The 19,356-nt window shown below is 58.7% G+C and carries 13 protein-coding genes; 5 read left to right on the forward strand and 8 right to left on the reverse strand.

The window, feature by feature from the left end:
- Window positions 1–141 precede the first annotated feature (141 nt).
- From ACQQZ8_RS15155 to ACQQZ8_RS15170, 4 genes are read left to right on the forward strand one after another with little or no spacing between them, the layout of a single operon-like run.
- A complete protein-coding gene (locus ACQQZ8_RS15155; protein ID WP_431710631.1) occupies window positions 142–1,587 on the forward strand; it encodes a DUF3375 domain-containing protein in 1,446 nt (481 codons plus the stop codon).
- Window positions 1,587–2,267: a DUF4194 domain-containing protein gene (locus ACQQZ8_RS15160; RefSeq protein ID WP_431710632.1), complete on the forward strand. Its 681-nt coding sequence runs from the start codon at window positions 1,587–1,589 to the stop codon at window positions 2,265–2,267. Before ACQQZ8_RS15155 ends, ACQQZ8_RS15160 begins: the two co-directional genes overlap by 1 nt.
- Entirely contained in the window at window positions 2,264–5,641 is a 3,378-nt protein-coding gene (locus tag ACQQZ8_RS15165) for an ATP-binding protein (protein WP_431710633.1), read from the forward strand. The genes ACQQZ8_RS15160 and ACQQZ8_RS15165 overlap by 4 nt, the downstream gene beginning before the upstream one ends.
- Before the next feature lie 18 nt (window positions 5,642–5,659).
- Window positions 5,660–6,802, forward strand: coding sequence for a DUF3322 domain-containing protein (locus tag ACQQZ8_RS15170; protein WP_431710634.1), 1,143 nt, complete (start codon window positions 5,660–5,662; stop codon window positions 6,800–6,802).
- A gap of 975 nt (window positions 6,803–7,777) precedes the next feature.
- On the opposite strand, the gene ACQQZ8_RS15175 is transcribed toward ACQQZ8_RS15170, so the two are convergent.
- From ACQQZ8_RS15175 to ACQQZ8_RS15185, 3 genes are all read right to left on the reverse strand, one after another.
- Window positions 7,778–9,463, reverse strand: coding sequence for a formate--tetrahydrofolate ligase (locus ACQQZ8_RS15175; RefSeq protein WP_431710635.1), 1,686 nt, complete (start codon window positions 9,461–9,463; stop codon window positions 7,778–7,780).
- A 135-nt stretch (window positions 9,464–9,598) separates the two neighbouring features.
- Entirely contained in the window at window positions 9,599–11,335 is a 1,737-nt protein-coding gene (locus ACQQZ8_RS15180) for a hypothetical protein (protein ID WP_431710636.1), read from the reverse strand.
- 62 nt (window positions 11,336–11,397) lie between these two features.
- Entirely contained in the window at window positions 11,398–12,108 is a 711-nt protein-coding gene (locus tag ACQQZ8_RS15185) for a plasmid pRiA4b ORF-3 family protein (protein ID WP_431710637.1), read from the reverse strand.
- A gap of 144 nt (window positions 12,109–12,252) precedes the next feature.
- Between ACQQZ8_RS15185 and ACQQZ8_RS15190 the strand changes: the two genes are divergently transcribed.
- Entirely contained in the window at window positions 12,253–13,488 is a 1,236-nt protein-coding gene (locus ACQQZ8_RS15190; RefSeq protein WP_431710638.1) for an integrase catalytic domain-containing protein, read from the forward strand.
- 121 nt (window positions 13,489–13,609) lie between these two features.
- Here ACQQZ8_RS15190 and ACQQZ8_RS15195 read toward each other — a convergent pair whose 3' ends face one another.
- The 5 genes from ACQQZ8_RS15195 to ACQQZ8_RS15215 form a co-directional block, all read right to left on the reverse strand.
- Window positions 13,610–13,741, reverse strand: coding sequence for a hypothetical protein (locus ACQQZ8_RS15195; RefSeq protein WP_431710639.1), 132 nt, complete (start codon window positions 13,739–13,741; stop codon window positions 13,610–13,612).
- Between the two features lie 375 nt (window positions 13,742–14,116).
- Window positions 14,117–14,950, reverse strand: coding sequence for a bifunctional allantoicase/(S)-ureidoglycine aminohydrolase (locus ACQQZ8_RS15200; RefSeq protein ID WP_431710640.1), 834 nt, complete (start codon window positions 14,948–14,950; stop codon window positions 14,117–14,119).
- Window positions 14,951–14,960: 10 nt separating this feature from the next.
- Window positions 14,961–16,214: a DUF6986 family protein gene (locus tag ACQQZ8_RS15205; RefSeq protein WP_431710641.1), complete on the reverse strand. Its 1,254-nt coding sequence runs from the start codon at window positions 16,212–16,214 to the stop codon at window positions 14,961–14,963.
- A gap of 2 nt (window positions 16,215–16,216) precedes the next feature.
- Window positions 16,217–17,839, reverse strand: coding sequence for a malate synthase A (gene aceB, locus ACQQZ8_RS15210; RefSeq protein ID WP_431710642.1), 1,623 nt, complete (start codon window positions 17,837–17,839; stop codon window positions 16,217–16,219).
- 34 nt (window positions 17,840–17,873) lie between these two features.
- Window positions 17,874–19,259: an NAD-dependent malic enzyme gene (locus ACQQZ8_RS15215; protein ID WP_431710643.1), complete on the reverse strand. Its 1,386-nt coding sequence runs from the start codon at window positions 19,257–19,259 to the stop codon at window positions 17,874–17,876.
- Between the last annotated feature and the right edge of the window lie 97 nt (window positions 19,260–19,356).

The following is a 19,356-nucleotide window of genomic DNA, read 5'->3' on the forward strand; positions in this document are numbered from 1 at the left end:
TCAGCTTAAGGCTACTGCGCCTCATGGATCTCAAACAATCAGCCGCTGGAATCGCAGCGAAGCCCCCGCCGATGTCCCGTGATTTCCTGCCTAAAGCGAAAGCAGAAGAAACTGTCCGGTCGTGCTACTACGATGATTCGTATGTCCGCCGTTCATGCCGCCCTGACGGCACGCCGCTTACTGAGCGAAAGCCCAGCCTGGTCGCTACTGCGCGCCGCTAACGCCCCAGTGGCTTTGGCGGTACTGGGCAACCGGTTCTCCCGACAGCAACGCCAGGTGTCCGCCGCGGAACTCATCGAAGCCACCGAAGCGGATTTGGACGAGCTTCGTGACCGCGGATTTGAGCTACCCCAGAACGCAATTTCTTATGTCAGAAGCTGGTTAACCGAGGGGTATTTGGTTCGCCGTCCGGGTCAAGCCCGCGAAGAACTCTATGAGTTGAGTAACGGAGCGCTCACCGCACTACGATTCATTGAAGATTTAGCCGCCCCACGCACCTCGGTCACCGAATCTCGTTTGGCTACGATCGTCCAGCGGGTGCGCGCGTTAAATCTGGAAACCGACCCGGATGTCTCCCGTCGAGTGGCCGCCCTGCAGGCCGAGCGAGACCGTATCGATGCCCAAATCGACGCGTTGACACGTGGTGAGCTCACCGAAGTCGATGAACAACGTGCCATGGATTCGGCCACCGATATCCTCGCCCTCGCTTCACAGTTACCCGAAGATTTCGCCCGGGTGCGCGCCGAACTGGAGAAGATCAACCGCGGGCTTCGGTCTCAGCTAATCGAGGATCCGGCCTCCCGCGGCAGCGTACTTGACGATATTTTTCGTGGAGTGGATTTACTGGCCGAGTCGGATGCCGGGCGTTCTTTCTCCGCCTTCCACGCCCTATTGCTCGACCCGGAGCAGACCTTGGCAGTGGATGAAGACATCGACCAGATGCTCACCCGCGCTTTCGCCCGGAAACTCACCGATACCCAACGCGTGGCCCTACGCGACCTGTTGCCCGGGATGCAGGATTCCAGTGCAGAAGTGAGCACCGTGATGACTTCCTTGGGTCGCAGTTTGCGCCGTTTTGTGCAGTCCGAAGAATTGGCCGAGGACCGGGCTGTGTACAACCAGTTGCGCAGCACCATGGGCCGGGCATTAGCCGCTGCGCCGGCGCTCAAACCATATAGCAAATTGGAGTTGGCTCTGCCGCTGACCGGGGTGCAGCTAGCCTCCCCCAGCGCGATGACCCTGCATAATCCCACCGACTCGCAAACCGCCATCCCTTTGCTGGTTCACGAATCGGGGGTTGCGGATCTCGCCGCTCTGCGCGAAGCCGTGCGAGCCTCGGAAATCGACTTTGCTGAAATAACCGACAACGTTAACCGGGTTCTGGACGAGCGCGGTTCGTCCACCATCGCCGAGGTACTGGAAAGCTATCCGGCCACTCAAGGGATCGCCACCGTGGTCGGGTTGCTGGTTCTCGCCGAAACCCACGCTCACGCGGCCGGAGACATTCCGGAGCCGGTCAGCTGGTGCAGCGGTGAAATTACCCGTCAGGCTACCGTCCCCCGCTTCCTATTTCAGGAGAAAATCTGATGAGTGAATCCACCCAAACTTTCACCGATTCTGGGGTGGAGGACTCCATCAACCGCGATGCTCAGCTTTGGCCGGAGGACACCGGGCAGCTGACGGCCGCATCCCGCAAAGTGCTGGTGCATCTGGTCAAAGGGCCGTATCTTTCGGCCGAACGCCATAAAGAGGCCTGGCGGGTATTACTCAGCGACACTGTGGCGATTCGTTCCCGACTTGCGGATCTCTTCCTTGATTTGGTGCTGGATGAGGCCCAAGGGGTAGCCTTTGTCCGGAATGCTCCGGTGGAGGACGGTGTTGCGCCGCAGGTCGTCCGCACCATGGCGCTGACCTTCATAGATACCGCGCTCTTGCTCTTCCTGCGTCGTGAACTACTACGCGGCTCCGGCACCCAACGGGTGTTTATCGGCAAGGAGGAGGTCATTGAACATCTGAGCAGCTACAAAGCCAATGAATCCACCGACGAAGCCGGATTCATGAAGCGCATCAATTCCGCGTGGACAAAGATGGAAAAGCACAGCCTGCTGCTTTCGGGCGGTGCCGGTGAACGTTATGAGATTTCCCCGATCCTGCGACTGATCTTCTCACCGGAACAAATCCAAGCCGTAGAAGAGGAATACCAGCGCTTGGCCCGAACCGCCGAACCCTCGCCGACGGAGGCAGGAAAGGAAGGTAGTGGAGCATGAACAACCAACCATACCCGGGCCAATGGCGCCTAGCGCATATCGAGGTGGTTAACTGGGGCACCTTCTGCGGATTACACACGATCAGGGTTCCCCGCAAGGGGTTCTTGCTCACCGGGGTATCCGGATCCGGCAAGTCTTCAATTGTGGATGCGATCAGCGCGGTTCTCACCCCGCGCGGCAAGACAAGATTTAATGCCGCCGCCGCGGACAGCAACACCCGTGGAGCGGACCGTTCGATCCTCACCTACGTCCGCGGGGCTTGGCGGCGCAGCGCCGATGGAGAAACCGGCGAAATCACCAGCCAGTATCTGCGTCCCAAAGCTACCTGGTCCGGCATCCTGCTGCGTTACGCCAACGGTAAGGGTCAAAGCTGGACCCTGATCAAGCTGATGCATGTGAAAGCCGGGGATAACGCTCCAGCGGATGTCCGAGAAGTTTCGCTCCTCAGCCCCGCCACGTTGCAGCTCTCCGAACTGGAACCCTACGCCACCAACGGGTTGAAAGTGCGCGAACTCAAGGCCGCTTTCCCCGACGCCAATGTGGATACCGAGCATTCAAGATTTTCTCGCAAAGTCGCCCGCACTCTCGGTTTAGCCGGGGAACGGGCGGCGCTGTTGCTACACAAAACTCAGTCGGCCAAAAACCTCGGCTCCTTGGACGAACTCTTCCGCAAGTTCATGCTTGACGAACCGGCAACCTTCGCCAAGGCCGATGCCGCCGTTGAACAGTTTACCGAGTTGAATGCAGCCCACGAAGCGGTACTCCGCGCCCGCCGGCAAGTGGAACACCTGCAACCATTGCGCGCCCAGAGTAGCGACTACGACCAAGCCAACGATGAAGCCCAACAGGTTGAGGTGCTCCTTGAGAATCTGGAGGCCTTCACATATTTTCGGCGCCGCGAATTAACCCGCAGCGCCATCGATGATGCCCTCGCCCGGCAGACCACTCTCCGCCAAGAGCTCAACCGCGCGACCGAGGCCCATCAGGCCGCGGTGCAACGCAGTGAAAACTTCCGCGCTCAGGTAGAAAAACGTGGCGGGCACCAGCTGTCCGTGCTGGAAGCGAAGATGCACTCCGCCGAGACGGACCTGACCCGCACCGACGCTGACCGTAGCGAACTACAACGCAAACTCAAAGACGCGCAACTGCAGATGCCCGAAGATGCCGCGCAATACGCCGAATTAGCTAGGGAATGCGCTCGATTATTAGCCGAAGCAGAGACCGAAAAGCAGTCCCTGACCGAACGCTATGCGCAAGCCAGCAATGGATGCCACCAGGCTCAGTCCGAACTCCAAGAAATCGACCGAGACTTGACCGCATTGCGCAAAAACCGCTCGAATCTGCCGCGGGACCTACTCGCTGCCCGCCAACTGATCTGCCAAGACACCGGTTTAGACCCCTCCACGCTACGCTTTGCCGGCGAACTGTTACAGGTCAAAGAGGAATTCGCGCAGTGGACTGGAGCTATCGAGCGGGTACTGCGGCCCCTTTCCCTCGTCATGTTGGTCCCGGCGGTCCATGCTTTGGAGGTCTCTCGGGCCGTAAATGCCCGGCATCTGGGTACCTCGCTACGCTTTGAAAGTATTGGCCGACAAAGCCCCAAACCCACTCGCGCCACTGCCGCGCATACCCTCGTACACCGGGTGGAGGTGGGCCGATCCCCCATGCACGACTGGCTCCAGTCCCGGCTCGCCGACCGCTTCGACTACAGCTGCGTGGACAGTGTCGAAGAGCTTATGGAGGTACCCCGCGGCGTCACCCTCACCGGGCAGGTCAAACGCGGTCCACAGTCCTTCGAAAAGAACGACCGTCACGAGGTCACGGATCGCCGGCACTGGGTGTTGGGCTTTGACACTGATGCCAAATTGGAACAGCTGCAAGATGACCGCAATCACGCGGCCGCCGTACTCGAACGCGCACTCAACGCTGAGAAGCAGGCCAAAGCAGCCATGGACCTGCACGCAACCCGTGCTTTCGTGGCCGCGGATATGGTCCACCGCCAGTGGGAGTGCTATGACACCGAACGCATCAGGGCGCAGCTCCAAGAGCTGCACGCAGCCCGGGCCACCTTACTGGCCGACGACGGTGACTTGCGCACGGCCCAACACGAACTGGACCAGTCCAAGAAGCATGAGGCCGAGGCCAACGACATTCGGCTTCGCGCACAACATGATGAAATCTCCGCCTCGGCCCAACTTGAGGCATTGCGTTTAGCCCTGACCCGGCTAGACGAACAGCCACAGCCCGCCGTCGCTCCGGAAATCGCACAGCAACTGCGCAGCGAATTCGACGCGGTCAAAACCCAACGCATTACCACCCACGAATCGGTAGAGACCGAGGCTCGCAAGGCGCAAGCTGCCCTAGCCCGGCGCAAAGAAACACTGCGCACCACCATGACAGATCTGCACCAGCTCATGTCCAGGGTGATCTCAGGGTTCAAGCTCCGCTGGCCTGAGTCGGCCCAAGATCTCACCGATTCGGTGGCGGATCGATCCGGATATTTACAGGTTTTGGGGTCCTTGCAGGCCGACCGGTTGCCGGAATTCGAAGACCGGTTCTTCGATATGCTGCGTACCCAAACTCAGCAGAACATCGCCCAGCTGCGCGAGCTCATCCAGCGTGCTGTCCGGGAGATCCGGCAACGGATCGACCCGATCAACTCATCGCTATTGCGTAGCTTCTACTCACCGGGGCACTACCTGCAGATCCGGGTGGAGGATTCGCGGCCGGCCATGGCCACCGAGTTCCTGCGCGATCTGAACACTGTCACCACTGGGGCATTGGCCGTAGAGGAAGACCGTGCCGCAGCCGAGGAACGTTTTGCGGTGTTGGCTCAGATGATGACCCAGCTCGGTTCCTCCGAATCGGCTCACCGTTCTTGGCGTCAACAGGTGTTGGACGTACGCAACCATGTGCGCTTCACCGCGATCGAAGTGGACGCCGAGCACCATGTTATGGATGTCTACGATTCGGGGGCAGGACGTTCCGGTGGGCAGAAACAGAAACTAGTAGTGTTCTGCCTGGCCGCTGCCCTGCGTTACCAGTTGGCCGGGGACGCCAAGCTGCCCAGCTACGCCTCAATCGTCATGGATGAGGCCTTTGACAAGGCGGACACCAACTTCACCAAGACCGCGATGGACATCTTTGCAGAGTTCGGCTTCCACATGATTCTGGCTACCCCGATGAAACTGCTGCGCACCCTCGAAGATTACGTGGGTGGCGTGGCTTTGGTCAGCTGCCAGGATTCCAAGGCCTCGCATCTCTCCGAGGTACCCTTCGAACCGATGGATGATCCGGCACAGGCAGAGCACGAAGCTACACATGCCGAGAATAACCAGCCAGATACTGACCCCGTTGTTGAAGCTCTGTTCTGATCACATGGAAGGCCCACTATGCTCACCGTTGCTCAGGCCAAGGACCGGCTCGAGAAACTCTATCACCGTAAAAGTGCCACCTGGAGTGTAGCGCCCTTCCCGTCCACCGAGGCCGTAATCTTGGGCCTACAACCGCCCAATGACCGCCAGGCGGCCGCCGATATGGCCGCTGTTGCCCGCTGGATTCAGTTGTGGAGCCGGGTGCAGGGGCAAGATTTGCACGTTGATTGGGAGCTGCGTCGGTGGCCGAACACCGGAACCCAGAATGTCCCGGTGCGGCTATCGGTCAGCAGTCCGCAGGCGATGGCGCGATTCCTCGGATGCAGTACCCACTGGACCCGGCGCAGGGAACGCGCGCAACGTCTCATGCGCTTAGCGGGCGAGGATAGTCCCGAATTCGGGCAGGTCGTGGCCAAGATTCTTCCCAAACTCGACAACCTTCCCGAAGCGGACTTTGAACGCATCTTTGATGTGTTGGCTTGGCTCGCCGAACACCCGCATTCCGGGCTCTATCCCCGGCAATTACCGGTATCGGGGATCGATTCGAAATGGTTAGAGCGCCATGCCAGCATCGTGCGGCCCCTTCATGTTGCCTCCGGCGGGGAGTCTGACCTTGGCCTCGTGACACCACCGAAAATGTATCGGGCGAAATTCCTAGACCCGGCTCTGGCACCGGGCGGTTTGACCGATCTTAGTGCTCCGCTGTCCGTGCTGGCCGCGTTGTCCGCTCCGGTGCAGTACGTGCTGATCGTGGAAAACCTCCAAACCCTGTTATCACTACCCGTCATGGAAGGTGTAATCGCCCTACACGGTGCCGGCTATGACGTGCGCTGGTGCGCACAGTTGCCATGGGTGCGCAGGAGCCAGGTCGTTTATTGGGGTGATCTGGATACCGATGGACTGACGATTCTGGCGGAATTACGCGGAGTATTGCCGCAATCCCGCTCAGTGATGACAGACTCCGAAACTCTCCAGCAATTTATCGACTTCGCGGTGCCCGACCCCAATGGTCTTGGCAAACAGGCGCCTCAGGGCCTGAGTGATTCGGAACGCGAGCTGTTCGAGTTACTTGGTGAACTCGGTGGGTTACGGCTGGAACAAGAGCGCATTACCTGGTCTCACGCCCTGAACGAACTATTCTGGGTGCTTTCCGCGCCCTAGACAGAGTTAAGAACCAGGCTCGTTCTATTCCAGCCGCCTTTTACTGGTGTCATTTCTTTCGATAGGTCCGCTGCGGGCTGGTGGGCGACCCGATGGAAACTCGCCAACAGGCCTCAACAAGTCAGCTCAGGTAACGTCTAACTATATTGGGATGGAGACCCGTCCGTGACGCGATCGTTCGCCTATTAAGTTCTTCATACTCACGCCATCGACCGGTTGGAGAACATCTTTACGTTGCTTTCGATTGCTTTGAAGTGCGTAGACTCTAAACTCATTGAGCCTATGATCACCGTCGTGTAGCCGCCGATAACTTCCACTCCTGGGTCCTTTGTCGGAGGCGAAACAAGGTTTCTGCTGGGGCTCAAGTTCGCTCACTTCGATAATTACAACCCTGCCGCTTTCAAAGGGAGCAATGTTCACATCCAATACCGGAGTCGGCGTTAGTGAGCCGCTTTCTTCTTTGAGCCTTCGCGACCGACCGATATCCATTGCCGCGTTGGCAATTGCTCCAGGGGCAAAGCCCTCGGCAAGAGTGAATCCGCTTCTTTCTTCGAGCCCCACCAGAATCAGCCCACCCCAGTGCTTTTGCTCAACGCACTGACGGTTTCCCGAATCAATTTGGGGAATCCACCTGAGACCGCCTTAACCTCTACGAATCGTGAATCCGAGCCAGTCGCGCAATCTAACCACGAGCTCATCCAGCTCGCTTGGGCAGGTATTCGTGGAAAGACTTATCTCGCAGCCACCACTTAAACTACTCACACTTTAACTCTGACTAGCATCCCATACTTGCACTCCTACTTTCACAATTTTGTTGAAGTTACCCCACATATTGTGAAAGTAAGAGTCAAATTTGTGAAAGTCGATGGTGGAGTTAGGCACTCTGCAATCAGCCCGCTCATACACAGTCAAAAGATCTAGAGCGTCCCTGCGGTGAGATGATGCGGGGCTCAGCAGAACCGAGCCCACCACTTATTACGCCAAACCGACCGCGTTGCCCTGCTCATCAATGTCCATGCGCATCGCCGCAGGGTTTTTGGGCAGACCCGGCATAGTCATGATGGCCCCGGTCAATGCCACGACAAAACCGGCACCGGTTTTCGGAATGAGTTCGCGTACCTGCAGCGTGAAGTCCTGTGGTGCACCCAACAAAGTGGGGTCATCGGAGAACGAATACTGCGTTTTTGCCATACACACCGGCAGGTTATCCCACCCATTGTCGTGGATCTGCTCCAGCATTTGTTCGGCTTTAGCGGAGTAATCCACCTCCACCGCCCCGTAGACTTCCGTGGCCACGCGACGAATCTTGTCTTCGGTGCTTTGGGTCATCCCATACAGTGGGGCAAAGTTCTTCGGTTCTTCCAAGGCCCGCAGTACTGCCGCAGCCAGATCGCCGGTTCCCGCTCCGCCCTGGCCCCAGACGTCTGCCACCTCGCAATCGATTCCCTGAGAGTTCGCCCAGTCGATGACTACCCCGAGTTCTGCCGCGGTGTCCGTGGTGAAACGGTTTAGCGCGATCACTGGGCGGATCCCGAATTTGGAAACAATCTGCGCATGATGCGCCAAGTTCGCCAGTCCGGCGCGGACGGCAGCAACGTTTTCTTGCGCTAGCTCGCTCTTGGGAACCGACCCGTGCATTTTCAGTGCCCTGATGGTGGCAACGATAACCACCGCGTCTGGGGCGCAGTCTGCGTAGTGGGCCTTAATGTTCATGAACTTTTCCGCGCCCAGATCTGACCCGAAACCAGCTTCGGTCACCACCACATCGGCTAAGGCCCGCGCGGTGTTGGTAGCAATCGCCGAATTACAGCCGTGCGCAATATTCGCAAACGGTCCACCGTGAATCAGAGCAGGGGTGCCACCGATGCTTTGGACGAGATTGGGTTTGATCGCTTCCTTGAGCAGCAGTGCCATAGATCCAGCAGCGCCTAGATCATCGACGGTCACCGGGACCTTGTCATAGGTGTACCCCACGGTCATCCGGCCTAACCGGGCACGCAGATCCGCCAAATCCGTGGCAAGGCAAAAGACCGCCATCACCTCGGAAGCTGCGGTGATATCAAAGCCGGTTTCGCGCGGCATACCCTGCGCGGGACCGCCTAAACCAATGACGATATTGCGCAACGCCCGGTCATTCATGTCCATCACACGTTTGAAGGTAATGCGGCGCGGATCAATGCCCAGCGCGTTGCCCTGTTGCAGGTGGTTATCTAATAGTGCCATCAGTAGATTGTTTGCACTGGTGATGGCATGGAAATCTCCGGTGAAATGCAGGTTGATTTCATCCATGGGCAACACCTGGGAGTAGCCGCCGCCGGTGGCCCCGCCCTTCATTCCGAAACTCGGCCCGACCGACGGTTCACGCAAGGCCATCATGGTCCGGGTTCCCGTGGCAGCTAGTGCATCGGCCAGTCCCACCACTACCGTGGTCTTCCCCTCCCCTGCGGGTGTCGGAGACATGCCGGTGACCAGCACGACCTTGCCTAAACCAGTGCCCTGTGTGGTGATTTGGGATGGGTCGATCTTGGCTTTGTACTTGCCATAAAATTCAACCGCATCAGCCTCAATCCCCGCCGCCTCGGCGATAACGGAGATGGGTTTGAGTGTGGCTCGCGAGGCAATGCCAAGGTCGCTCATATCTGGTTCGTGCATCACTGTCATCGGGTAATCCCTATCCGGTGTCCGCTCACTGGGTGAGGACGGAAAACCAAGGTCTTCGATTCGGCTAAAGCTACCCTCAAGCTATCACTGGGTTGCCAGCAAGTGTAGCTCTAATCCTCGGTTCGCTTCATACCTTCAGCGGTTAGCCGCGTCCGGGTTGAGCACGTGGGAGCGCCGGCGAGAATCTACCAGTTCTTGGTGAAAGGCCCGGTGCCGCGGAAATTTAGCGGCAAGGGTTGCAACAAACTGCTCGGCTTCCTCCGGCTGCCCGTTCAGGTATCCCAATTCGGCGCGGCAGTAAATGAGATTTGCAGCAAGCTCGTAGCTTGACCGGTTCTGGCCACCAACAATCCGTTGTACCACTGCTTCGATCTGTGTTTCTGCCGTCCGAGCATGCTGCGCACGCTGCGTTTCGCTGAAGTTCTGCCCGGCTATCCGTTGCAACAACAGCGAGGCGAGCCGGACCTCACCGGACTCGTTAGATGGCGAAATTTGTCGGCCCAGATCCGCGCTACGCAGATCCAGCCCGACGTATTCTCCGCCATCAGTCCCGGAAAGCAACAAAGCTAACCAGCTTCCGCGCTGCGGCAGCGCTAACGGCTTGTCCAGCCCAGAGACCAGTAAATACGGGAGTAAAACCATCAGTGCCTGACCGGCCACGGTCCCTGCAGTAGACGAACCCAAACCGAGCTTCATCGCTGCTTGCACTTCACCGGCGAATAAAAGCATCACTAGCTGAGATATGAGTGGGATCTTAGGTGCTTGCGGGCTGTTACGGAAGAACTCAAGCTCTCGGCACATGGACAACGTTGGATCAGCAAACTGTTGTTCGGCATTATAAAGGCTGGTAAGTCGATGAAGTTTCGGGTCAGAGCGAAAGGCTTGCCGGCGAGCTTCCAGCGCCTCTTCCGGGGTAGCGACCAGCAGCTCCGCCAGCTCATCGGCGATGCGCGCCCGGGTGGTCCCCGGCTGGCTAAGTCTGCTTAGGGCTTCTCGGGCGACTGTAATCCCTTGTTCTTGGTCACCAATTTCTAGTACGGTCACCAACCAGTCGAGATACAGGTCGGCCTGAGCTGCTGTGGCATTGCGCGCCAACTCACCTAACGCCTCTACACCACCGTGGTAGAGGGTTGCTTCAACCAGCAATTCGCGTCCGCGAGACGTGAACTGTCGTTCTAGGCGAACCTGTAGCTCGTGGATCCATCCTGGGAGGAAGGCCTCAAAGTCAGGCATCTGCTCTGGCCGAGCTTCGTCGATCATTCGTAGGGACAATTGATCGCTGCACTCACTGAGCGAAAACCATGCTTGGACGAAATCCGTGGCCCGCTGATCTTGTGCGCTAAGTTCGTAGACGCAGCGCAGATAGCGGGCCTGACTTTCGGAAATATCCTGATCCAACATATCAACAGGTTCCTCAGCTCCGGTGAAAACCCCAACCTCATCACCAAGATCCAGAATGTCGAAGAGCTGCTCATAGGCAGTTCGGGCACCCTGCAAATCACCGCCCATGAATACTGCATCGGTGTCGCTGAAAAGTTCGCTTAGTTCATCGGCCCAGGAATCATCCCCGAAGGAGCGCTCGTCATAAATCTCGTCATCCCAGCCATAGCCCTGAAAATAGTCTCCTCGTTCCAGACGTTCATGAAGCTCGGCGATGCTAGTCAATAGTGATTCAACGTCGATCTGACGAATCAGCGACTGCTCGATCGGAGTATTGCCGGGGATGAAATGTGAAAGAAAAGTTGCGCGCTGGGCCGCGGGTAGATGCTGAGCCCATCCCAGCACCGCCCGTCGCAGCTCTTCGTCTGAAAGCTGGGAGATCTCATCGGACAAGGCTTCGATAAACCGTTGCAGGCTGAGCTGTTGCGTCATGAGAGCACTTTCTGTCAGAGACCATGGGGAAACAAGAACAAGCTACCGAAGGTTTCCGACAGTTACCTCAGCAGACGAGCGTATTCGTCATCAATCGTTCGCGCGTTAAAGTATTTGGGGTCGAAAACCTCACCGGGCGCCAGGCCCAGGAAGTTACGATAGCGCTGATAATCGGGGTGACGCGGGTCGGCCAGAATTTCCACGGCGTGCTCCCACCCGGGAATCCCACCAATATCGTCGACCGGCGAACGCATTCGCCCACCAGTGCAGCGCATCAGCTGGCCGGGCGGGGTATCCACGATTTTCTCGAGGACCAGCTTCAACCGCCAGCTGTCACCGTAGTCGTAGTTGTAGTGGAAGGAATCTTTGGGCTGGCGTGCAAGCTGCCCGACGCTGACCTGAAACTCATCTTCGGCCATGTCCTCTTCCATTTCACCGTTGGAGAAGCGCAGCACGTGTAGGCCATCGGCGCTGCGTTGTTCAAAGTCATGCAGGTGAGAGTTGTTCCATCCAAACGCCACCTGCAGCGCGGAGTGCAGGTCTGCGAGGTTCATGAATGCCGGCACCACGAGACGGCGCCAAATCGGTGGTTCGGCATATTCAAGATCCGCACGCAGTTGTAGCGATTTGCCTTCGAGTGCTGGAGCTAGAGCAGGCAACGGTGAGTCACTGTGCTCAGCGTAGAAATCGTCATTCATCCGCAGCCCTTGGGCCGCAGGCTCACCGGGTTGAACGGTGGTGAGCTCATCATGTGTCACGTACAACGAGAACATGTCCACACTTTCCATCAGCGCCAGGTCGACATCAAGCTGTCGTGTTGAATCATCTAAAGTGCTCGCGAAACAACCCACATGCCTCAAATGAGAAATGCTCGCGAAACGCTACCACCATGCAGGTGAAAACCGCATGCTGAATAGATGGGACACGAGCTAACCTTGGCAACACGACGAGACATCACCAAAAAAGAAGCGCAGTCCTACGCCAAAGCCAGCAAAAAGGAAAAAGGCGTCATCCTGGACCGCATGACCACCGAAATCGGATGGTCCCGAGCCAATGCCCGACGCCAACTCCAGCACGCGCTCCAACGCCGCGGACCAGCCACCAGCATCCTGCGCAAACCACGCGGCAACAAATACACCTACGACGCCAGACTCGTCCTCCAGCACGTGTATCTCACCGCTGGTAAACCCTGCGGCAAATACTTGTCAGCCGCCATGCGCACCATTCTGGACAACCTAGAAAGGCACGTAGCTTCCGGATCCCTGGGCAAGGTCAGAACCCGCTACACACCACAGGTCCGCGATGAGCTGCTGCGCATGAGCCCAGCAACCATCGACCGATACCTGGCCCCCTTCAAGGACCGCCTGCATCCCGACGCGAAAGCGGCCACCCGAACCTCGAAGAACCGGTTCAAAGACATCATCCCGATCATGACGCACATCAAACCGATCGATCATCAGCCAGGGATCGTCATGGCCGACACTGTCGCCCACTGCGGACACACGCTCAAAGGCGAATTTGCTTTCACCTTGACCGTCACCGACCCGTTCACCGGACGGACCATCAACACCGCAGTGAAGAATAAAGCGTCCAAATGGATTGCTGAAGCACTTGAGGAAACCAAGGGTCTTTTCCCCTATGAGGTGGATAGAATCCATACAGACAACGGGTCTGAATTCTTGAACGCCTCAGTTCAGAGCTGGGTGAAAAGCACCAATCTCCGAGCGACTCGTTCACGTCCCAGGCATTCGAATGACAACCCGTTCGTAGAGCAGAAGAACGGCGATATCGTCCGTAAGGACGCGTTCTACTACCGGTATGACACGCCCCGGGAATTGGCCGTGTTGAAGGCTTTGTGGCCGCTGGTGAACCTGCGGAAGAACTTGTTCACCCCGACGACCAAGGCCGTGGGATACAAGGTCAGTCGCTCAGGACGGCAGGTGCGTAGCTACGATGCCCCGCGCACACCGGCGGACCGGGTCAAGTCCACCGGGGTGATGCTACCGCCTGAACGGGACGCGTTGGAACAGTTGTATCGGGAAACGAATCTCGCTGAACTGACTCGTCGGATCCATCAGCTGCAGTTAGAGTTGATTCGTCTTGCCGAGGCGAAGACCCAGGCGCAGGTGCGGAAGCAGGTGAAGGCATCCTAATGATTACGCGAGCACTTTAGCTGAGGCATGGGACTGACTTTTCGCGAGCATATTGACATGAGGCACTACGGAGTGCGGATTATCTTTCAAACTACATCTCAACGGAATCCGGCTGTTGGTTCTAGCCTTCGTAGGTAATCTTCACTGTGGGGCTCAGAGCCGTGGCCTGGCAGGCCACGTTACTGATCTTACTGTCCAGTTCCACCTCGCCCTCGGCGATTTCCCCGCCGGCATCCACAGCCAGCGGAACCACCGGGGCGGCGCCCAGATTCTGCTCATCGCGGTTCGCGTAGATTCAGGGTGATCGAACCACTGTCGAAGAGCAGCGCGGACTTAAGGCTGGAGAGCACTTGGGTGATACCCCTGCCCGCGGCGAACCGCAGAAAATCGGTGTCTAGGGTCGAAGGCACGACGGTGCCCGGCTTCGACGTTGTCGTCCCACGCAAAGACTCCAGCATTGTCGAGGACTTCTGACAGGGAGTCGGGTTGAAGGGCACCGGCCCCGGAAGGCATCTGCTTGCTTCCTGCCGCGAAAATAATTCTCTGTGGACTCTTCGACGCTTCCCTTCAGTAACTCAGAAGGGCTGCGGAACCATCTAGTTCCGCAGCCCTTGTGCGTTACATCCGTTTAGAGCTGGATCTGGCGGTTCTGATCCTTGTACAGCAGGTAGCGGAAGTTTGACGGGCCGCCGGCATAGCAGGCTTGCGGGCAGAAGGCGCGCAGGGCCATGTAATCCCCGGCTTCCACCTCAACCCAGTCATCATTCAGCCGGTACACGGCCTTACCTTCAAGGACGTAGAGCCCATGCTCCATGACGTGCGTTTCGGCAAACGGAATCGAAGCCCCAGGTTCGAAGGTCACGATGTTCACCCCGAAGTCGAAGGCCACATCATCCGGATCGAGCATCCGGGTGGTGCGCCATTTGCCGTCAGTGTCCGGCATGGCGCCTGGTTCAATATCGTGTTCGTTGCCTACCACCGGTCCCGGAGCAGCAACACCTTCCAGCGGCTCATAGCGTTTACGGATCCAGTGGAAGGTCGCCACCTCGGCGGTGTTGTTGTTAGCGCTCCACTGAGCACCGGCAGGAAGGTAGGCGAACCCACCCTCGCTCAGAAGGTGCTCCTCCCCCTCGATGGTTAGCGCTAGCTCACCGGCCACCACGAAGATGAAACCGGAGACTTCCTGCTGTGGTTCTGGCTTGGTTGAACCGCCACCGGGACCTACCTCGACGATGGACTGCGCGAAGGTGGTGGGGCCGCCGGCCACCGGACGGTTTAGCACCCAGGCGCGGGTGTTGCTCCATTCCGGGAAGACGCTGGTCACAATATCGCGCAGCACACCACGCGGGATGACGGTGTAGGCTTCGGTGACGATCGCCCGGTCAGTGAGCAGATCGGTCTGTGGCGGGTGTCCACCGTAGGTGGTGTAGTACGGGTTCTTGGCATTGGCTGGTGCGGTCATCGCGGGGTCCTTAGGCATGGGAACGGTTCAGGGCAAGTGCTTCGAGTTCAGCAAGGGAAATCTGTGCCATGGCGGTAACTTCTTCCTCTTCCATGGCTCCGCAGGCTAGACCACGGTGAATGTAGCGGGCCAGGGCGCGGGCGGTGGCTGGTTCGTCCATAATGGCCGACTCGATCTGATGGACATAGTTACGTAGCCGGGTGGTGGCCGCGGCGAGATTTTCCCGGAAGAAGGAGAAGGTGGCGAGGTATCGGGTGACTAGCTGGTTTTCGTGCAAATCCCAGCCTTGGTAGATCCCGCGCTCCAGGTGGCGGCGGACCAACCGGGCGTGCAGCGCCCAGGCTTCGGCCATATTCTCCGGATCGCCGGCAGGCAGAATGTTGGTGGATCCGTCTGAGAGTTCCACCCCGGTACCGGCCACCGCTACCTGCAACACATCCTTGGCGAAGTCGGCCACTGGATGCTCCATGGACTGGTAGGCCGCGGCCACTCCGAGAGAAGCCGAGTAGTCATAGGTACCGTAATGCAAGGAGGAGACGCGCCCGGCACCGGCTTGAATCAGTTGGGCCGCTGGCAGGCTGCCATTGGCGGCAATGATTACCTGCGGGGTTTCGATCTGCACCTCAAAGCGCAGCGAACCTTCGGCAAGTCCGTGCGCCTGTTCCAGCTTTTCGGCCAGCAGTACCATTGCCTCGACCTGAGCCACGGTGACCACCATCGGTAGGGTTAGCCGGAGCCCCTGCGGTAAAGATCCATGGCTTACCAGCCGGGAGATGAACAGGTCCAGTGTGCGGATACCGCGGGCCCGGGTGGCCGCATCAAAGCTCTTGAAGCGGATCCCGATAAAGGCCGGGGCTTTGCCCGCGGCAACGGCTTCAGCCACTGCGTCCGCGGCGCTGAGTGCCGCCGCATCTTCTTCGGCATCCGAACGGTTCCCGTAACCGTCTTCAAAATCAAGTCGAAGGTCTTCGATCGGCTCCCCGCGCAGCTTAGCGGCGACCAGTGCACCGAGGCGCTCGGGTTCACGCAGTCCCAGTGTTGCAGCGATTTCGGCCAGCCCTTCAGTGCCACCAGCGGCTGCCAGCGCATTGGCTCCCCAACGGGCAGGTAACTGTTGGGTGTAGCGGTCGGCGGAAATGTAGACGGTGTGTACCGGTTGGCGCGCCCCGGTATCACCGGCGTAGCTGGTAGACATCAGCTGGTCAGTGTGCGCCAGCTGGGCCTCCACCGCGGCGAGGGTCGCCTGATCGAAGACTGAGTTCATGCTTAGCTCACGTATTCCTTATCCAACAGTTCGTAGGCGGGCAAGGTCAGGAAGTCCTCGAAGTCTTCGTCCTTGCCGCTGGTCAGTTTGGCAATCAAGTCGGCCGCCGGCTGGTAGTAGGCGGTGAAGCGTGCCTCGTCGTTGACCTCACCGCGAAGCTTTTCCACTTCCTCGGCCAAGATCTCGGAGACCATCTGCGCGGTAATGGTGTTGCCGGTGTCGGCAGCGACCACTTGGTTGCGGATCTGCTGCCAGATCTGCGAGCGCGAGATCTCTGCGGTCGCCGCGTCTTCCATCAAGTTGTGAATCGCTACTGCACCATTGCCCGAGAGCCAGACGGCGGTATAGGCCACAGCCACATACAGGTTCAGCCGCACCCCAGCTTCGGTCACCTGGCCCGGAGCACTGGCCACATCCAGCAGTTGTTCGGCAGTGACTTCTACCTCTGGACGCTGCTTATCCAGCTGGTTTGGCTTGTCTCCCAAGACTGAATCGAAGATTTCTTGGCATAGTCCCACCAAGTCCGGGTGGGCAACCCAGGATCCGTCGAAGCCATCGTTGGCTTCGCGGGTCTTGTCATCGCGCACCTTGGCGAAGGCGGCTTCAGTGACTTCAGGTTCGCGGCGGTTAGGGATGAAGGCGGCCATGCCACCCATGGCAAAGGCCCCGCGCTTGTGGCAGGTCTTGACCAACAGTTCGGTGTAGGCACGCATCATCGGGGCGGTCATCGCAACGTCTGCACGGTCCGGCATGATGAAGTCGCTGCCGGCTTCGCGGAAGGTCTTGATAATCGAGAATAGGTAGTCCCAGCGTCCGGCGTTCAGGCCCGAAACGTGGTCGCGCAATTCGTAGAGGAATTCTTCCATCTGGAAGGCGGCCGGGATGGTTTCGATGAGCATGGTGGCGCGCACGGTACCGTAGTCGATCCCCAGCTGTTCCTGGGCGAAAGTGAAGATCTCATTCCACAGACGCACCTCGAGGTAGTGCTCCATCTTGGGCAGGTAGTAGAACGGGCCCTGCCCGGCCGCGGCCAGTACCTTGGCGTTGTGGAAGAAGTGCAGCCCAAAGTCCACGAGCGCACCCACGGCGGGTTTGCCGTTGATCAGCACGTTGTTCTCGTTCAGGTGCCAACCGCGTGGGCGAACGACCACCACGGAGAGTGGGGCATCATCACGCAGCGCATAGGTTTTCCCTTCGGGCGAGGTGAAGGACAGCTCTCCACGGGCTGCGGCCGTCAGGTTGGCCACCGCATCGATGACGTTTTCCCAGCTCGGGGTGGAGGCATCTTCTAAGTCAGCCAACCAAACCTTGGCGCCGGAGTTCAGCGCGTTGATGGCCATCTTGGCGGGGGAGGCCGGGCCGGTGATTTCCACGCGGCGATCGCGCAGCGCGGCCGGAGCCGGGGCAACCTTCCAGTCCCCGGTGCGCACCTGCTCGGTGGCCGGGTCAAAATCGATGCGCTTGGCCTTGGAGTACTCGCTGCGCCGCTCGGTGCGTGCAGCAAGCAAGTCATCGCGGGTCCCGGCAAAACGCACGTGTAGCTGTTCAATGAACGCCAGCGCCTCATCCGAAAGAATGTTCTGGGCGTTGGGCACATCGGGGATACGTGAGATGGAGATGGTCATGGTGCTCCTCATACCTTTACTGTTGTGATTGCTCTCAATGTTTGTTCGCTGCGCGGACCACGGCGGCGGCCACGTCGCTGGCCACCTTCGGGTCGAACACCGAGGGGATGATGAATCCCGGATTGAGTTCTTCCTCGCCTACCCGCGCCGCAATGGCATCCGCGGCGGCTAGCAGCATGGCGTCGGTAATGTCCGATACCCCCGCATCCAGCAGCCCACGGAAGAAGCCCGGGAAGGCCAAGACGTTGTTAATTTGGTTCGGGAAGTCACTGCGTCCGGTGGCAACCACCGCGGCGTGCTTCCCGGCAATGTTTGGGTCTACTTCTGGATCCGGGTTGGCCATGGCAAAGACGATGGCGTTGGCGTTCATGGCCGCGATATCCGCTTCGTCCAGCACATTTGGTGCGGAGACACCGATGAACAAGTCGGCACCGACGACGGCTTCTTTTAAGGAGCCGGCGAAGTTCTCGGGGTTGGTGTGCTGTGCCAACCATTGTCGGTGGGCGTCCTGGTAGTTTCCGGCACGGTTGATGGCTCCTTCACGGCCGCAGGCGATGATGTTCGCTGCCCCGCGAGCGGTCAGCAGCTGGATGATCGCGTTACCGGCCGCACCCACCCCGGAGACCACGATACGCACCTCGGACAAGGATTTGCCGACCACTAGTAGCGCGTTCTGTAGGGCCGCGAGCGTGACGATGGCAGTTCCGTGCTGGTCGTCGTGGAAGACCGGGATGTCCAGCTCTTCGCGCAGCCGGGCTTCAATTTCAAAGCAGCGCGGGGCCGCGATGTCTTCGAGGTTCACTCCGCCATATACCGGGGCCAATGCCTTGACGATCATGACGATCTCATCGCTATCCTGGGTGTCGAGACAGACCGGCCAGGCATCCACACCGGCGAACTGTTTGAAAAGGGCGGCCTTGCCTTCCATCACCGGCAGTGCGGCAGCCGGACCAATATTTCCCAATCCGAGCACCGCCGAACCGTCGGTAACCACCGCGATGGTGTTTCGCTTAACGGTCAGATTACGCGCGTCGGCTGGATTTTCGGCAATGGCCTGGCAGACACGAGCCACCCCAGGGGTGTAGGCACGCGATAGGTCATCGCGGTTGCGCAGGGCCACCTTCGGGACCACCTCCAGCTTTCCACCTAAGTGCATCAGGAAGGTACGGTCCGAGACGTTACGAACATCTACCCCGTCTAGGCCTTCCAGCTCATCGCGAACCCGCTGACCATGTTCCACATCGGTGGTATTGCAGCTGACATCTACCACCATGTAGGCGTGATGCGATTCGGTGACATCCAGCGCGGTGATATCTCCCCCGGCGCGGCTCACGGCTGCAGCAAGTTCGCTAGTGGCCGTGATCGATGCAGGCGTCTGAACCCGCAGGGTGAGTGAATACCCCGGACTTGGTGCTGGCATGATCTCTCCTCAACATCTAAAAAGTTTCCGTATAGTGGATATTAGTATCTGTAAAATGAAAAGACAAGGGCTCAGGTGCACTAGCTCACACTTTTAT

This window comes from Glutamicibacter uratoxydans (assembly GCF_050753455.1).
GTDB classification, from domain to species: Bacteria; Actinomycetota; Actinomycetes; order Actinomycetales; family Micrococcaceae; genus Glutamicibacter; species Glutamicibacter uratoxydans_A.

What these genes read in the sequence shown, in the direction of transcription:
- ACQQZ8_RS15155 (WP_431710631.1), top strand. Translation starts at nt 142, where the DNA reads ATGTCCGCCGTTCATGCCGCCCTGACGGCACGCCGCTTACTGAGCGAA.
- ACQQZ8_RS15160 (WP_431710632.1), top strand. Translation starts at nt 1,587, where the DNA reads ATGAGTGAATCCACCCAAACTTTCACCGATTCTGGGGTGGAGGACTCC.
- ACQQZ8_RS15165 (WP_431710633.1), top strand. Translation starts at nt 2,264, where the DNA reads ATGAACAACCAACCATACCCGGGCCAATGGCGCCTAGCGCATATCGAG.
- ACQQZ8_RS15170 (WP_431710634.1), top strand. Translation starts at nt 5,660, where the DNA reads ATGCTCACCGTTGCTCAGGCCAAGGACCGGCTCGAGAAACTCTATCAC.
- ACQQZ8_RS15175 (WP_431710635.1), bottom strand. Translation starts at nt 9,463, where the DNA reads ATGACAGTGATGCACGAACCAGATATGAGCGACCTTGGCATTGCCTCG.
- ACQQZ8_RS15180 (WP_431710636.1), bottom strand. Translation starts at nt 11,335, where the DNA reads ATGACGCAACAGCTCAGCCTGCAACGGTTTATCGAAGCCTTGTCCGAT.
- ACQQZ8_RS15185 (WP_431710637.1), bottom strand. Translation starts at nt 12,108, where the DNA reads ATGTTCTCGTTGTACGTGACACATGATGAGCTCACCACCGTTCAACCC.
- ACQQZ8_RS15190 (WP_431710638.1), top strand. Translation starts at nt 12,253, where the DNA reads ATGGGACACGAGCTAACCTTGGCAACACGACGAGACATCACCAAAAAA.
- ACQQZ8_RS15200 (WP_431710640.1), bottom strand. Translation starts at nt 14,950, where the DNA reads ATGACCGCACCAGCCAATGCCAAGAACCCGTACTACACCACCTACGGT.
- ACQQZ8_RS15205 (WP_431710641.1), bottom strand. Translation starts at nt 16,214, where the DNA reads ATGAACTCAGTCTTCGATCAGGCGACCCTCGCCGCGGTGGAGGCCCAG.
- aceB (WP_431710642.1), bottom strand. Translation starts at nt 17,839, where the DNA reads ATGACCATCTCCATCTCACGTATCCCCGATGTGCCCAACGCCCAGAAC.
- ACQQZ8_RS15215 (WP_431710643.1), bottom strand. Translation starts at nt 19,259, where the DNA reads ATGCCAGCACCAAGTCCGGGGTATTCACTCACCCTGCGGGTTCAGACG.